The organism is Pseudomonas sp. FG86 (assembly GCF_057808775.1).
Map to the genome: position 1 here is coordinate 47,314 of NZ_JBMDIS010000035.1, position 15,900 is coordinate 63,213.

A 15,900-nucleotide genomic window follows, 5' to 3' on the forward strand; every position below is an offset into this window, starting at 1 on the left:
TGCCTTCATGCTTTATCGAGAAGCCGGTCAACTGAGCACCTCTTATGCGATGGAACGGCGCACGTTCCGCTTGCGCCAGGACCGCGTGGGCCTGTGGCTGCTCTTGGGGTTTGCCTTCATTGCGGTGCCCTGGCTGGGCAATGACTATTGGTTCAGCGCGATTCTGCTGCCGCTGCTGGTGTTGTCCCTGGCGGGCCTGGGGTTGAACCTGTTGACCGGTTATGCCGGGCAGCTGTCCCTCGGGTCGGCGGCGTTCATGGCGGTGGGTGCGTTCGCCGCCTACAACCTGCAATTGCGCGTGCCGGGTTTGCCGCTGCTGGTGAGTTTCGCGCTGGGTGGGGTGATCGCTGCGCTGGTGGCTGTGGTCTTCGGTTTGCCGAGCCTGCGGATCAAGGGCTTTTACCTGCTGGTGGCGACCCTGGCCGCGCAGTTCGTGGTGGAGTGGGTACTGACCCGGTTCAGTTGGTTTACCAACGACAACGCCTCCGGGGTCATCACCTCGCCACCGCTGCTCATCGCGGGGCTGGATTTCAGTTCGCCCCGTGGGCGTTATCTGTTGACCCTGGCGGTGGTCGTGGTGCTGTTCTGGCTGGGCAAAAACCTGGTGCGCAGCGAGTTGGGCCGCAACTGGATGGCTGTGCGCGACATGGACACCGCCGCCGCCGTGATCGGCATTCGCCTGTTCAAGGCCAAGCTGCTGGCGTTTGCCATCAGTGGCTTTTACCTCGGGGTTGCGGGTTCGCTGTGGGCGTTTGCCTACCTGGGCACGGTGGAGCCCCACGGCTTCGATCTCAGCCGCTCATTTCAAGTGCTCTTCATCATCATTATCGGCGGCCTGGGCAGTGTGCTCGGCAATGTCCTGGGCGCCGCTTTCATCGTGTTGTTCCCGATTCTGCTGGCCAACCTCTTCGGGCTGTTGCCCGGCGGGCTGATCGATTCCGGCCAGTTGGAAAACATCCAGAAAATGCTCTTTGGCGCGTTGATCATCGCTTTCCTGATCAAGGAACCCGAGGGCCTGGCCCGACTGTGGCAACGCTTTCGCCAACGGGCCCGGATCTGGCCGTTGCGTTACTGATTGTTCTCATCCCTGACCCCCATCCTTCGTTCACGAGGAATTGCCTTCATGACTCACCGCACACCGCTGCGTCGCCTGCTATTAGGCTTGGCCTTGATCACTGCCGGGCTCAGTGCCGGCGCTCACGCCGACAACGAACAGTACTTCCCTTTGCAGAGCTATCGGGTCGGACCCTACGCCGCCGGTGGCACCGGCTTCTTCGGCGGCTTTATCGACTACCTGCAATACATCAACGCAAAGGGTGGGGTGAACGGCGTCAAGCTGACCTGGAGCGAGTGCGAAACGGAGTATGTGGTGGAGAAGGGCGTGGAATGCTACGAGCGCCTCAAGGGTGGCCTTAATGGTGCGCCGGCCGCCGCGACCAACCCGTTGTCGGTGGGCATTGCCTACGCGACGCTGGAACGTTCGACCGCCGACAAATTGCCACTGATCACCATCAACCACGGTCGCACCGACTCCACCGACGGTAGCGTGTTCCCTTACGTGTTCCCGCTGCAGCTCAACCCGTATTCGGAAGTCTCGGCAATCATCAACTACATCGGCACGCGCGAAGGCGGGGCCGACAAACTCAAAGGCAAGAAGATCGCCGTGCTTTACCACGGCTCGCCGTATGGCAAGGAAACCAATGGCGTCCTGGAAACCCTGGCGAAAAACGCCGGTTTCGAACTGACCCTGCTGGAAGTGCCGCACCCCGGCAACGAGCAGCAATCGCAGTGGCTCAATATCCGTCGCCTCAAGCCGGACTGGGTGATCCTGCGCGGTTGGGGGGTGATGAATCCGGTGGCGCTGAAGTCCGCGCAAAAGGTCGGTTACCCGGTGGATCACATCATCGGCAACATCTGGAGCAACTCGGAAGAGGACGTGGTGCCGGCAGGCGCGGCCGCCAAAGGCTTCATTTCCATCACTACCCACCCTTCCGGCACAGATTTCCCGGTGCTGCAGGGCATCAAGCAAAGCGTGGTGGACGCCGGCAAGGGCAACCTGGCCGATCCGAAGCGCTTCGGTACGGTGTACTACAACCTCGGTGTGGTGAACGGCATTCTCAACGTCGAAGCCGTGCGCCTTGCACAGGCAAAATACGGCGCCAAGCCATTGACCGGCGAGCAGGTGCGTTGGGGCTTCGAACACCTGAACCTCGACGATGCGCGCTTGCAGGCATTGGGCGCCAAGGGCCTGGTGCAGCCGTTGAAGTTGTCGTGCGCCGATCATGAAGGCGGCGGTGCGGTGCGCTTTCAGCAATGGGACGGCCAGCGTTGGAACCTGATCAGCGACTGGGTCCAGGCCGACCGTGCGTTGTTGCGGCCGATCATCGAGGCTTCCGCCGCCCAGTACGCCAAGGAAAAAGGCATCACCCCGCGCAATTGCAGCCAGGAGCAATAAGGTCCGATGAGCCAGAGCCTATACGCCACCCCGCCCTTGCTGAGCGTCGAGCAGGTCGTCGTTTTCTACGAACAGTCGATCCTCGCCTTGCGCGGCGTAACGCTAAAGGTCGGCAAGGGGCAGATGGTGGCGTTGCTCGGGGCGAATGGTGCGGGCAAAAGCACCACCCTCAAGGCCATCTCCAGCCTGGTGCGCGCAGAGCGCGGTGAAGTGACCGAGGGCCGGGTGGTTTACCAAGGGCAAGTGGTCACCGATAGCGACCCCGCCAACCTGGTGCTGTCGGGGTTGGCCCAGGTGCTTGAAGGGCGACATTGCTTCACCCACCTGACGGTCGAGCAGAACCTGCTGATCGGCGGCTTTTCCGGGCGACCGTCGCGCAAGGTATTGAACCAGCGTCTGGAGCGCATCTACGGCTACTTCCCCAGGTTACGCCTGCTGCGCAAACGCCTGGCGGGCCTGACCTCCGGTGGCGAGCAGCAAATGGTCGCCATCGGTCGCGCGCTGATGTCCGAGCCGTGCCTGTTGTTGTTGGACGAACCGTCCATGGGCCTGGCGCCCCAGGTGGTCGAAGAAATCTTCGAGATCCTTGCCCGGCTCAATCGCGATGAGGGGTTGAGCCTGCTGGTGGCCGAGCAGAACATCAACATCGCCCTGGATTACGCGCATTACGCGTTTGTGCTGGAGAACGGTTGGGTAGTGGATGAAGGTTCGGCAGCCGAACTGGCGACACGTAAGCAAATGCAGAACTATTACCTGGGCGCTGCGCAGGCTTAGGCGGTGTTGCGTGTTGAAAAAGGAAAGGCCATAAGCCTTTCCTTTTTTTGTTTGTGCGCCAGACAAGTTTAACGTGTGCCAAGTGTTTGCAGTGCAACACCGAGTTCACAAAGTGCGGATTAATACGCCCGAAAAATAGTCGTTAAGTTAGTCTAAATAATTGAAATATATGCTGTTATTGGATTGGCATGATTTTCGGATTGTTGCGAAAGGATCAGCATTTTTTGCATCCCTACCGCCTTAATAATTTGAAGAGAACATCATGCGTAAAGTGGCCGCTTTGTCTGCGTTTTTTGCCGTTACCACGCCCGGTTATTCATGGGCCGACAGTGATAAAAATGAAAATGGATTTATTGAAGATAGCCATTTGAACATTCTCAACCGGGATTTCTATTTCAGTCAGGACTTCCGGAATGGCAGCAGTGCAACCAACCCTCACACGGGCGCGCCCCAGAGTCGCCGGGCGGAATGGGCGCATGCGGTAATCGGGCGCTTTGAATCCGGCTTTACCCAGGGCCCCGTGGGTTTTGGGGTCGATGCTTACGGGCAGTTCGGGGTCAAGCTCGACGGCGGTGATGGCGTGGTGGGCAACGGTGTCGGCGGGCCGGGGTTGATTCCGCGTAAAGGCGACAATAACGGCGAGCCCAAGGATGAGTGGGGCAAGGCCGGCGGCGCCGTGAAGGTGCGAGCGTTCGATACGGTGGTCAAATACGGCGATGTATCCCCAACCAGCCCGGTACTCCATGCCGGTGATATCCGCCTGTTGCCGCAAACCCTGACCGGTCTGATCTTCGACAACACCTCCATCGCCGGCTTGAAAATTGAGGGCGGCAAACTGACGGCGTCCAGCGATCGCAGCGGCGTCAACCATAGCGGCGACCTGGGCACGGTCTACGGTGGTCGCTTGACCGGGGCGGATAATGTCCAGTACATCGGCGCGGATTATCGTTTCAACGACAACTGGAGTTTCAAGCTGCACACCAGCCGCCTGGATAACGTCTGGAACCAGTCCTTTGCCCGGGTCGACTTCAAGCAAAGGCTCACCCCCACCATCACGTGGGATACGGGGCTCAATTACTACCGCACCCGTGACAGTGGCGAGGCCTTGCTCGGGAAAATCGATAACGATAGCTGGAGTACTCACCTGGGGCTGAATGTCGGATTCAACCGTTTTCTGCTGGCATACGAGCAAGTGCGCGGTGACTCGCCGTTCGACTACGTGTGGAACACCTACGACCTGGAACTCGACAACGCCTCCCAATGGTCGGACTTCAACAACCCCAACGAACGCTCCTGGCAGGCCAGCTATACCTATGACTTCGCCGGGTTGGGTCTACCGGGGCTTAGCCTCACGGGCCGCTACCTGCGCGGTGACAACATTGATGGCACACGGGCAACGGGCGGCTACACGGCGTTCAATAGCGTCAGTGACGGCAAGCACTGGGAGCGCGATTTCTGGGCGAGCTACGTCGTTCAGAGCGGCCCGGCAAAGGACTTGAAGCTTCAGGTACTTCAAGCCACGCACCGTGTGGGAGGCGATTTCGGTAACTACGACTCCAACGTTGACGAGCTGCGGGTCATCGTCGAATACCCGTTGGATTTGCGCATGCTGTAACCGCGCCATCCATTCCTGCCACAGAGTGTAATGGCAGAAACAAGAAAGCCCGCACGAGGCGGGCTTCTTGGGGATTCATAGGCGGCTGTGAACGTCTATGGATCGGTGCTTGGAATAGGTCAGATGCGGAAACTGCCCACCAGATGCTTCAGCCGTGCCGCCTGCTGTTCAAGCGCTCGCCGACCAGGTTGGCGATTTCCATGCTGTCTTGGCTATGGCGCTGGCTGTCGCCCATGGTGCTGACCGAATCCCGCGCGCCGACTTGCCGCTCCTCGAGCATCTTTGGTGGCAATCACCGCCGAATATCGGAATTGGCTCAGCGTCGCGTAAGCCTTGTCTTTATCGATAGAGAGGCCGATGTACCCGTTGGCGGAAGGTAGCCCTTTGATTGGTGCGAAGGTCAGCAAGCGGGCTTGCCCGTTGAACTGGACCTCGGTCAGCTCGCCGGAAAGTTTCGGTGTGTGTGTACGGTACAAATCCGAAAGCGACTTCATGACCAGCGCTTTGTCCGGATGGACCAGTATCTTGCCCTGCTCGTTGACCAGGAACGCATACCCCATGCCGCCAAAGTTCAACGAGTTGATGAGTTCCACCAGGCCATCCAGCGCCAGATCGCCGCCGACCACACCGATGCTGCTGGAAACCTTACTGATGACACTAATGACCATCTTGTTGGTGGCCAGATCAATATAGGGCTCAGTCAGTATGGCGCCGCTGGCGTTCATACCGTCCTTGTACCAAGGGCGGGAGCGCGGGTCATAACCATCGGGCATCTTGGTGTTCGGACGAATACTGAAACTGCCGTCGACCTTGCCTAGGTAGTCGGTGAGAAAACTTGAGGTCACGACGCTCTCATCCATCAGCGTCTCGGCATTGGCAGGCTCCCTGGCAATGTTCTGCGCCAGATTCCTCACCAAATTAATCCGCCCCTCCAGCAGGTTGCGAATATTGGTGGAGGTAGAGTCACCCATTTCAGTCAAATAGTTTTCCAGGCTTAGAGATCTGCTAAGCGAGCTAGCGGTGCTCGTCCAGCGCGTTGGTAACGCTCAAGCGCTTTGGGTTACGCGTCAATTGAGGGCAAATGCTGTTCGATTACGCCTAGCCACCCCATACCCGGATATGTTTCAAAGCCTGGCGTTATCGAGTAGCCCTGAATGAGGTTTTTACTCAGGACGCTGTATCCGCTCGATTGGGTGGCTTTAGTCTTTAACTCGACGCTTTCGCCCAGATGATTCTGTGTATCTGAGCTAGCAATTATCCTGTGGTTGTCGTCGATTATCATCAATCGACTTCGCGGGCGTTCTTCTTCGCTCAAGCGAACTCCTTTTAGAACGGAATCGGCTTGATTTTTCCAGTCGAAAAAAATCCCGATAACGCCAATCACAGGCGTCTGTTTACCGGCCTTGCTGCGCACAGCCGCACTGAATGCGCAGGTTTGTGAGTCGTTCAGAAGCGGCTCGGCAGTTACTTGGCCAGCGAAATACTGATCACCTGAAGAGTGAAGCATTGCTCTTTTAAACCAAGGCTCGTTCGCGACATTGGCTCCGATGACTCTGCCAAAGGTCCCCGGTCGGCCCGACGCTATGATTCGTCCACTGCTGTCAGCGACCCAGATATCTAAGTACACGGTGTAACTGTCGAGAATGATGCCAAGGCGTTCGCTGGCATAGACGCAGCTTTCTGGTGAGCGATTGGTCAGCGCGTCTACCAACGATGCATCAGTTGCCCACCAGCGCACGTCGCATGTGCGCTCGTAAAGGTTTCGATCGATTATCTCGATCATGTTAAGCGACAGATCAGCCAATCGCTGACCCCGTACGTCAAAGCACATACCGCGACCGAGCGCTGTCAGTTCATTGACCGAAACCTGCAAGTCTTCGGTCAGCCCGCTGGCAATTTTCGAGATACGTTCGGAGATATTTTTGACTTCTTCGGCCACAACCGAGAACCCCATCCCGGCCTTGCCTGCATGGGCGGCTTCAATGAGTGCATTGATTGCCAGCAACCGAGTTTGGCGAGTGATTGCCTGTATATCACTGACACCACGATTCGCCAGAGACTCCACTTCCCGGGAAAGGGAGACGATCCGTTCGGGTTCGATCATTTTCTTTCTGCTTCTACCAGTTATTGATGGCGGCAGTGGGTTGCTTATCAATGAACGAAGAAAATACAAAACTGGGCTATAGCTGCCCTCTAATCGAATGAAGGTTGGGACCCCTCTCACAACAAGATCGGCTGATTTCATTGGGCCATTAGGTGAATCCGAAAAAATTAATCCAAATATTCAAGCCCCGGATCCCTCTTGGCTTGGGTCGTAAGGAATGGGGCCCCCCTGAGCGCTGGCAAGAGCCTAGAGACTCAGCAGTTTGAATACGGCATTCTTGACGTGGTCAGTCCTAGGAGGGCAGGGCGGCCGTGCCGCATAGGGTTGACCCTGTGCGCATCAAGCGCCGAACCTAGACGGTTTCATTCAGAAAACTCAGTGCAGTGCAGGGAGTTGCTTCGGGTGGAGCAATCACATGAGCATCGTTCAGATCGGATAGATAGCTCTGGTTCTGGTTGTCAGTTGGGTTGCTACCCGTGAAATCCACTTGGTCTTGCACGGATCATCAGGAATATCATCAGCTAAGGGAAAAGACGATGAAGCTTAGTTTTTGGCAGTATATGAGGGGTTACGCAATTGGTATGGCAGCGTTTCACCTTTGGAAACTCTACCGAGGTGATCCTTTGCCAAGTGTGCTGGCGAATTATGGAATTTCGCTTGTTCTCGGCGCGATTTTTTACGGGATCGGGACGGTTCTCATAGTGAAGCGCGACCAGTAAGGATGAATCGCTGCGCACCACCGGCCCTTGATTGGGATGCGTCTGCGCGTAGATCAGCCGCTTTCTGCCGAGCGAAAGCGCCGCCCACTTCCGGGTAGCCGCCAAGACCAAGCCATGACCATTTGCCGTCTGGCTTCTTGTAGCGTAACTCCCAGGACTTTTGGCCGTTTGGCTTGACCCTGAAATACAGGCCTGGGCTGTCTAGTTCGCGGTATGCCCCGGCCTCAGGCTCCAGGCTGGAAAGTGTCGTGCCAGCGAGAGGGCGCGTCGCCTGATATCGGTGCGTTTCATCCTTGTATGTCTTCAGTTCAATTATTTGTGAAACATACACGTGGGCATAGGCGGAGGGGGATGATAGGAGGATAGAGGTGAACAGCCAGAAACAAGAAAGCCCGCACTAGGCGGGCTTCTTGAGGTGATTCATAGACTGCTGTAGACATCTATGGATCGGTACTTGGTGTACACAGTCATTTGAACCAAATTCATAACCTACTGTATTTAATATTTTTTTTAGCTGTTAAGTCAGGTTGGCATACATGTAGGCATACATGCCGCCGGGATCTCAACGAATGCTCCTCTCATACCTGATCTTGGCATAATGTCGTGCGTCTCGACAAAACGACGGACCTCGGACTGATCTACCAAAACATGGCGTCCATTGCCTTCAAGTGGCATTACTAGCCAAATAGGCTGGAAAAACTGGATTTGTGGGTGATGTTGGATAGATGGTTAGCCGCCAATCGTTATTTTGATGTGAGCCCCTGAACATAGGAATGCGGAGCCTTCCTATGTTCAGGGGCTTGGTCTGAAAGTCTTAATGACTTTGGTGTTGGCGACAGTCGTCAAACAAGCTATCTCCGCAGATGGGGTGTCGTTTGCGGCTTCGGCGCTAACCAGTTAGTGCTAAGCGTATTGGTACGAGCTTCCGATGCTTGGTTTTATTGGACGCCGCCACACCGTTGAAACCGGCCTGGACGACAACAAGTGTTTTCGTAGTGCTTGCCTGTTGCTGATGTAACGGTTACCCCCATACCTGCTGGCGTTTGAGGAAGCTCTCGATGGTGTGTGCGGCCTGCTCGATTGAGGAGGTTGTGCTGTCAATGACAATGTCGGGGGCCACCGGGCGTTCATAGGGCGAGTCAATGCCGGTGAAATTCTTGATCAGGCCTTTACGTGCCTTGGCGTAGAGGCCCTTGGGGTCGCGCTGCTCCAGGACATGCAGAGGCGCATCGATAAATATTTCAATAAAGTCGCCGGGGACGAACAGCGCCCTGGCCATGCGGCGTTCCTGTTCGAAGGGCGAGATCAGGCAGACCAGGGTGATGACCCCAGCATCTACCATCAGCCTGCCGACCTCGGCCGTGCGCCGAATGTTTTCCTTGCGGTCGTTATCGGCAAAGCCCAGGTCGGCGGTTAAGCCCTGGCGTAGCCGGTCGCCGTCAAGCAGGCAGGTGTGCAGCCGCTTACCGTGCAGGCCGGCCTGCACGCGATTGGCAATGCACGACTTGCCGGCCCCCGACATACCGGTGAACCACAAGAGCAATGAGCGATGCCCTTTGAGGGTGGACTGGGCCTGGCGTTCGATCTCAAACGGGTGGGGCACCAGGTCCGGGGTACGCAGGGGATGTGAAGGTAGTACCAGTGACGGGGGCATGAAAGACATCTCCATGGGGGCGGATGACAGTCAGAATTCAATTACCGCTCGGTAGCGCACTGTGTTGTTGCGCAGGGCGTCCAAGGCCTGGTTGATCTGCTCTGTCGGGAAAATCTCCACCATCGGCCAGACATGGTGTTCGCTGGCAAATTCCAGCATTTTCAGCATGTCGTGACGCCCGCCGACGTTGGCGGTACTGACGGTCAAGGTCTTGTAGGTCATGGCAGGAATGTCCAGCGTGACCGGGCCGGGCATCCCGGCAAAACACAGGGTGCCATGGGGGCGCAGCAGGGCGATGGCCCGTTCCCAGTCCTGGTCGTTGGAAGCGGTGATTAGCAAGAAGTCCAGGGTATTTTCCTGTGCCTGCAACGTGGCCAAGTCCAGGGTGTAGAAATGGCGCGCACCCAGCTGTAATGCCTGGGCTTTCTTGTTATCGGAGCTCGATAACGCGGTGACCGTGCAGCCGAACTTGGCTGCAAACTGGATGGCCAGGTGGCCGAGCCCACCGATGCCCAACACGCCCACTCGCATGCCTGGCCGGGTGCCCCGTAGCAACGCGGTGAACACCGTCTGCCCGGCGCAGAACAGCGGCGCGGCCACATGAGAGGGCAGGTTGTCGGGGAGCAAGAACACGAAGCGGCTGTCGCAGGTCAGGAAGTCGGCAAACCCGCCTTTTTGCCCGTTACTGCAGGTTGGCAGCACGGCCGCACAGTGTTGCTCTTCACCCTTGAGGCACCACTCGCACGCCAGGCAGGCGCCCTTGTACCAGCCGACGCCGACGCGCTGGTCGGGGCTAAGGTGGGTAACTGCCGACCCGGTGCGCACCACGCGCCCCACAACTTCATGGCCACACACCTGTGGGTATTGGGAAGCTTCACCCCAATCGCCTTCAATCAAATGCAGATCGCTGGTGCAGGCTCCGCAATGGGTCACCTGGATCTCCACTTCGTTGGCCCCGGGATCCGGGAGTAGGTAGGTGAACGGTTCCAGTGGAGAGCCCGGCCCATAGGCGGCCCAGCCGTTAGTAGTGCGTGTCATGGGTTCACTCCTGGGTTAGGTTCAGTGCCGTGAGGTACTGTTGGGTCCATTCAGCGTCGATCACCGGGCACTCCAAATGATCGAGCAGCAGCGGCGGTGGAGGGTTGAAGTAGCTGAAGTCATCAATGATCATCGGCAGGATTAACAGCGTACGCTGCAACACGGCCTTGCCAGGGGCCTGTTCCTTGAGTCTGGCTTGCCATTGTTCCAGGGGCAGTGGTGCATACTGGGTTGGTCCCAGAAGCGTCTGTATCCAGGCGCATAACTGGGTCCATTTGAGGTTCGCCGCAGGGTTATACAGGTGCTGTACGGGCGGTGAACCCAAGGCCTGGCCGTGGATCGCTGTGTGGGTAAATACCTGCGCGACATAGTCCACGGGGGTCAGGTTCATTGACCAGCTCGCTTCGTCTGGCCAGGCATTGAGGGCCAAGCAGCTGCGAATCAGTAGCCCGACATAGTCCTCCTGGTTTATCGACGCGCCACTGTCGGGATGTGCGGGGGCGCTGATGTCGCCACAGCGCAGAATGTTCAGGGACAGCCCGCGGCTTTCGCAAAACGCAATGGCCAAGTGTTCGGCCACCAGCTTGGCGCGGTTATAGCCGGTCGATGGCACCGGCTCCGGTAGGGTCGAGGCAAACACCACGCCGGCCCCGTTTGCGGCTGCCAGGCCGAGCACCTCGACCACACCGCCGACGTTGGTCTGGGCCAGGCGTTCATAGCGCTTGAGCCAGTTGACGTCGGCGGCGCAATGAATGATGCAGTCCACGTCTTGGCACAGCCGCTGATAGGCCGCGCTCGCTAGGCCGAACTGTGGTTGCGCCAGATCCCCGGCCAGGCCCTCGACCCGAGCTGTGCGGGGCGACAATCCCAATTCGGCTACCCGACGTTGAGCCTGGGCCGCATCATCCGCACGGACCAGGCACAAGACCGTCTCCACACCGGCTGTTTGTTGCAGTTCGGCAACCACCCTGCGCCCTAGATACCCAGTCGCTCCGGTGACCATGATTGTGCGTCGGGCCAGGCGTCGCGGCGCCTGCGGCAGGCTCGCCACAGCCGTGGTCAACCGGGCCAGATAACGCTCGGCTTCTGCCGTGACCGAAAAGGCCACTTCCAACAGCGGCGTACCTTGCAGCCGATGGGCCAGCAGCTTGCTGATCCCTGCCACCGTCGAGTCGCGGGTGATATCGGCAATCGTAAGGTCCGTCTCGAATGCGCGATTGATCCGCGTCATCAAATCCAGCAGCAACAAGCTGCCGCCAATATCGATAAAGTCGCTATCGGGCCCCAAGGTGACCCCTTTCAGGTTCATGCAGCGCGCCCACAGCCTGGCCACCCGTACTTGCAGCGGCGTCAGCGGCGGTAGGTCATCCGCCAGCGGTGCTAAAGGCTGCAGCAACAGGGCTTGGGCACCCAGACGTTTCTGGCTCGCTCCCGCCGGAATCGACGCGGCAAGAAAGTACCCCAGCGGCACACTGAATGCGGGCAGGTGCTGGCCTGCCCACTGGCGCAGGGCGCCAGCAACTGGGGGGTTGTCGGGGTCCTGGGCGTTGATAAATGCCACCAGTTGCATATCCTGGCCCTCGCCACGGGTAGTGACCAGAGCGCTGCGTACCTCGGGGTGGGTCATCAATACCCGCTCGACGTCTGCGCTGAAGATCTTGAAACCGCGTACCTTCAAATGAGTCGTCGCACGCCCTATCAGATAGACCTCTCCGGTTTCGCTCAGCCGCACCATATCGCCGGTACGCAGCAGCCTGTGTGCCAGCGCCGGGCAGTCGGTGGCCATTGGATTTTCCACGAAGGCACTGCGGTTTGCCGCGTCGTCATTGAGGTAGCCCACGCTGAGGCCCGGGGTATGGACGTACAGTTCACCGTGGCCACCCAGCGGCGTGCAATCGAGGGCCGGGTCTAGCACGTAGGCCTGGGTTCCGGCGGTAAATTGCAGATGTCCGTCCGGGGCGGATAACGCGACATCTCCGGCTTCATTCGAGCCATACAGGTCGATCACCCGGCAATGCGGCAGGCAGCGCACGAGATTCTGGCGCGTGGTCGCTGGCAATTGTTCGCCGCTCAGCCACAGGCAGTGCACTGCGGCAAAGGCTTGTTTGAACGCCGGCTCATCCTGCATCAGGCCTGCCGCCAGGCTGGGGGTGATCATCAATTGGCTGAGCTGGCCCCACTGGACGAATGCCCGTAGAGCCTGAGGATCCAACACCATGGCATCCGGAATCAGGCAGGCGGTGGCACCGCTGAAAATAGGGTAGTAGACATACCCAGCCATCCAGGCATTGAGGCCCACGCGGTCGCCCGGGCGGATGTACTGTTGCCAGAGCTCCAAGGAATCAAGGCGACCGTGTTCGGCGATGGTGACAATCTTCGCCGTGCCGGTAGTGCCGGAGGTAAGCAGGCCGTAAGCTAGGTCATTGACGACAGCTGCACGTCGGGCTACGGCAGCGGGCGCGGGGTCCAGTTCGTCGAACACCAGGGTGCGATAACCGGGCGGCAAGTCGTTGAGACTGGTGGTGTCACCTATCACCACCACCGGCTGGAGGTTGGCCAGGGCCTTGGCGGTAGCCTCCAGGCCATACCAGTGAGGGATATCGAGGTAGGGCCAGCCCAGCAGGCTGCAGGCGGTCATGGTGATCAGGCTTGGAAGGTCCTTGTCCAGACGGATAGCCACCCAGCCGCTATGGGTGCAAACTTTCGACAGGCGCTCGGCCAGCGTGGCGGCATGGGCATGCAGTTGCCTGGCATTCAGTTGCCTATGCGGTGTCATCGCGACCAACCTGTCAGGGGCTTGGTCCAGTAAGCGCAAGAAGTGTTGCTGCCATGATAGGGCCGGCGCGGTGGCAGTGCTGGCGTGGCGGTTGCTGGCGATTTGATGCGTGCGGCTACGTAGGCTCGCATTTAGCGCAAGGGTTGCCAGTTGCGCACTGATTCGCGGGGCCTGAGCGCCAGGGTTGGACGGATCGATGGCTATCAGGGGCAAGTCTAGGGCCCTGGCCGATGGCGTGTCAGGTGCCATTAGGCACAGGAACCTCTGACGCGCCTGCTCGGAAGAGCAATAGGCTATATTTTCGTCGGTCGTCAGCAGCACCAGCGGCCCGTCCTGCAACATGGCCAGTTCACGCATGGTTTCCTCGTTCAGCATCTGGCCGCTGCTGTCCAACAGCCAAAGGGCATAGTCTTCGGGGAGATGGGCCGCCAGTTGCAGGGCGCTACTGCGATGCTCGTCGGTTGGGGCCAGTAACAGGACTTGGAGTCGCGTCGTGGTCGGTTCATGCAGGCACTTGAGGTGATCCGCTGCATCAGCCAGCCGTTGCCAGGTGGCGGATAGCTGGAAAAACCGATAAATCACCTGCTTGTTCCGCGCCGTTTGTTCCACTATCTCAGGGAATTCAATGGCCGAGTGTGTCACCGGGGCGAACCCGGATGAGCGCTCGGCTTCATCATGCCAACCCTTGAAAAACTGCCATTGCGCAATCTGTTCCGGCTCCCATGACAACAGTCGTGGGGAATAGTCGATACCGGCAAAATCGCAGAAACGCATCAGGGTGCCTTGGGTATCCCCCATCAAGTCGGCGTCACTGTCCAGGTACAGCACTTGGTCGCTGGGGCAATGCTCTAGTACTAGATTATGGATGCTCGCCAGCTCATCGAAACCCGACTCGGCGGCATCGAAATAAGTGGTGCCGCCGCCCTGGCTCACGCGATAAAGCGATTGCATGACATCCAGTGGCTGGCGTACCAGGAAGACATGCTTGAAACCCGTCAACCAGGCGCCATCAATGGCCTGGAAGTCAAAAAAATAGGCGATCTCTTTAGCAAATTGCAGTCGCATGGGCAAAGCGGGGCGTTGGCACAGCAGGTCCATCGCGTGGCTGTAGCGGGAGATGCCCACGGGGCCTTGTTCGGCCTGACGGGTGCGCTCGATCAGCGCATGCTTGGCGGGAAAGTGCTGCAACAGGAAGGGTTCCGACAGCTGCTCATGTAGCACCCTCACGTCTGGATGTTGCATCACGGCCCGCTCGAAGGCGGTCGAGCGGCTCCGGGAGACGGCCCAGAGAATTACGTTGGGCAGATGAGATGACGTCAGCATAAACAGCTCCTGGGCAGGGCCTGTACACGTGAGGTGTCAGAGCTCGCCTGCGGGTTTTTTCAGCACAATGAAACCCGACAGCAGAATAAGGACCAGGCCGGTAGCGGTTCGGCCGTTCAGCATTTCGTTGAACAACAGGGCGCCCCAGGCGATGGCAAAAATCAGGTAGGTGTAGTCAAACGCACCAATGACCGAGGTCTCACCAACTTGGTAGGCTTTGGCGAGCCCGATGCTGACGACTACCATCAGGACCGCCAATACGATCATGATCCACCAGTCGCCCTGGCCCATGGCCGACCAGCCTCCAATCAGGAATCGTAAACCGTCATCCACCGGAAAATGCGGGCCGGTCTGCAGCACCACCAGGCTGCCCACCACCCCAATGATCAGCAACGCGACATTCATGGCCAACGCCAAGAGTACGGGGTCCTCATCGGCACATTTGCCCTTGGTCACCACCACGGCAAGGGCGTATAGAATGGCGGCGAGTACAGGCAGTAGCGCATAGGTATTGAAGTCTTCGGTGCTCGGCGCCAGGGTAATCACGACCCCGACAAAACCCAGGCAGATCGCCAGCCATTTGCGTGTGGTCACGTTCTCCTTCAAGGAGAGGGCCGAGAACAAAGCGATGAACAGAGGTGTGGTATAGATAGCCAAGGCGGCGACGGTCAGGCTGATGAAGGGCAGTGCGCCGTAAAAGGCGATCCACATCAACGACAGCAGCAGGCTTCTTATCACCACCCACAGGGGAGACAGCGGCCACAAATTCGTGGCGCCGCGCAGGTGAACCACCAGCGCCATCAGAATGCCCGAGGCCAGCACAGAACGGATTACATACAGTTGCCACATTGAAGTATCGGCACTGGTTGCCTTTATGATGGCGTCTGACACCGAGAGCAAAAATACCGAACCTACAACGATAAGAATGCTTTGTCGGTTATCAGTGGCGGTTATCGTAGTGCTTCCAGACATGAGTTTTCCTTGATTAACTGCTTTAAGGATTCTGAGTGCGCACTGGCAGTATTTAAAGTGACTTATGGTTACGCAGAAGGACTGAAAATTATGGATAATTTCAAACGCTCACTGCCCCCACTGTCCAGCCTTGTGCCTTTTGAAGCGGCGGCGCGACTTGAGAGCTTTTCCAAAGCCTCTGAAGAGTTGAACTTGACCCAGGCCGCAATTAGCAAACAGGTGCGTTCTCTCGAAGAATTCCTGGGTGTTGCGTTATTTACCCGCAGAAATCGGGCGGTATTCCTGACGGCGGCGGGTGTCGAATTTCGCGATGCCGTTCGGACCGCATTCCTGGGTATTGCGTCGCAAGCCGAAGATCTGAAAAAAGGCCGGGAAAGCAGCGAAGTAGTCCTAGTGGCACAGTTGTGCGAAGCTTGGCGGCCGCGAAAACTGAGTGCAACACCTGACCTTTCCGGTACGGTGCTGCCCCT

The 15,900-nt window shown here is 58.2% G+C and carries 10 protein-coding genes and 2 pseudogenes; 5 read left to right on the forward strand and 7 right to left on the reverse strand.

Translation table 11 applies throughout. From position 1 onward, the window contains the following. The first annotated feature begins 7 nt into the window (after nucleotides 1–7). The 4 genes from ACODSV_RS21060 (at nucleotide 8) to ACODSV_RS21075 (ending at nucleotide 4,844) form a co-directional block, all read left to right on the forward strand. Complete coding sequence (locus tag ACODSV_RS21060) at nucleotides 8–1,075, forward strand: branched-chain amino acid ABC transporter permease (protein ID WP_024073250.1); 1,068 nt, start codon at nucleotides 8–10, stop codon at nucleotides 1,073–1,075. Between the two features lie 48 nt (nucleotides 1,076–1,123). Continuing rightward, nucleotides 1,124–2,455, forward strand: a complete 1,332-nt coding sequence (locus ACODSV_RS21065; RefSeq protein WP_024073251.1) for an ABC transporter substrate-binding protein — start codon at nucleotides 1,124–1,126, stop codon at nucleotides 2,453–2,455. A gap of 6 nt (nucleotides 2,456–2,461) precedes the next feature. Then, nucleotides 2,462–3,229: an ABC transporter ATP-binding protein gene (locus ACODSV_RS21070; protein ID WP_024073252.1), complete on the forward strand. Its 768-nt coding sequence runs from the start codon at nucleotides 2,462–2,464 to the stop codon at nucleotides 3,227–3,229. Between the two features lie 262 nt (nucleotides 3,230–3,491). Beyond that, the gene (locus ACODSV_RS21075; protein ID WP_024073253.1) at nucleotides 3,492–4,844 is read left to right on the forward strand and encodes an OprD family porin; all 1,353 of its coding nucleotides are present in this window, start codon (nucleotides 3,492–3,494) and stop codon (nucleotides 4,842–4,844) included. Between the two features lie 284 nt (nucleotides 4,845–5,128). Here the strand turns inward: ACODSV_RS21075 and ACODSV_RS21080 are convergent. From ACODSV_RS21080 to ACODSV_RS21110, 7 genes and pseudogenes are all read right to left on the reverse strand, one after another. Beyond that, a pseudogene (locus tag ACODSV_RS21080) lies at nucleotides 5,129–5,836 on the reverse strand (PDC sensor domain-containing protein); the annotation flags it as partial. Between the two features lie 68 nt (nucleotides 5,837–5,904). After that, a complete protein-coding gene (locus tag ACODSV_RS21085) occupies nucleotides 5,905–6,948 on the reverse strand; it encodes a methyl-accepting chemotaxis protein (RefSeq protein ID WP_150055995.1) in 1,044 nt (347 codons plus the stop codon). A 744-nt stretch (nucleotides 6,949–7,692) separates the two neighbouring features. Continuing rightward, a pseudogene (locus tag ACODSV_RS21090) lies at nucleotides 7,693–7,958 on the reverse strand (Arm DNA-binding domain-containing protein); the annotation flags it as partial. Nucleotides 7,959–8,688: 730 nt separating this feature from the next. After that, a complete protein-coding gene (gene cysC, locus ACODSV_RS21095; RefSeq protein ID WP_060765849.1) occupies nucleotides 8,689–9,321 on the reverse strand; it encodes an adenylyl-sulfate kinase in 633 nt (210 codons plus the stop codon). A 30-nt stretch (nucleotides 9,322–9,351) separates the two neighbouring features. Further along, entirely contained in the window at nucleotides 9,352–10,359 is a 1,008-nt protein-coding gene (locus tag ACODSV_RS21100) for an NAD(P)-dependent alcohol dehydrogenase (RefSeq protein WP_068575866.1), read from the reverse strand. A 4-nt stretch (nucleotides 10,360–10,363) separates the two neighbouring features. Beyond that, nucleotides 10,364–14,458 carry an SDR family oxidoreductase gene (locus ACODSV_RS21105; protein WP_068575867.1) on the reverse strand — a complete coding sequence of 1,365 codons (4,095 nt, stop codon included), beginning with the start codon at nucleotides 14,456–14,458 and terminating at the stop codon, nucleotides 10,364–10,366. Nucleotides 14,459–14,494: 36 nt separating this feature from the next. Next, nucleotides 14,495–15,430: a DMT family transporter gene (locus ACODSV_RS21110; protein ID WP_060765851.1), complete on the reverse strand. Its 936-nt coding sequence runs from the start codon at nucleotides 15,428–15,430 to the stop codon at nucleotides 14,495–14,497. A gap of 90 nt (nucleotides 15,431–15,520) precedes the next feature. Between ACODSV_RS21110 and ACODSV_RS21115 the strand changes: the two genes are divergently transcribed. Then, nucleotides 15,521–15,900: LysR family transcriptional regulator (locus ACODSV_RS21115; protein ID WP_489046326.1), on the forward strand; the 380-nt coding region annotated here is incomplete at its 3' end.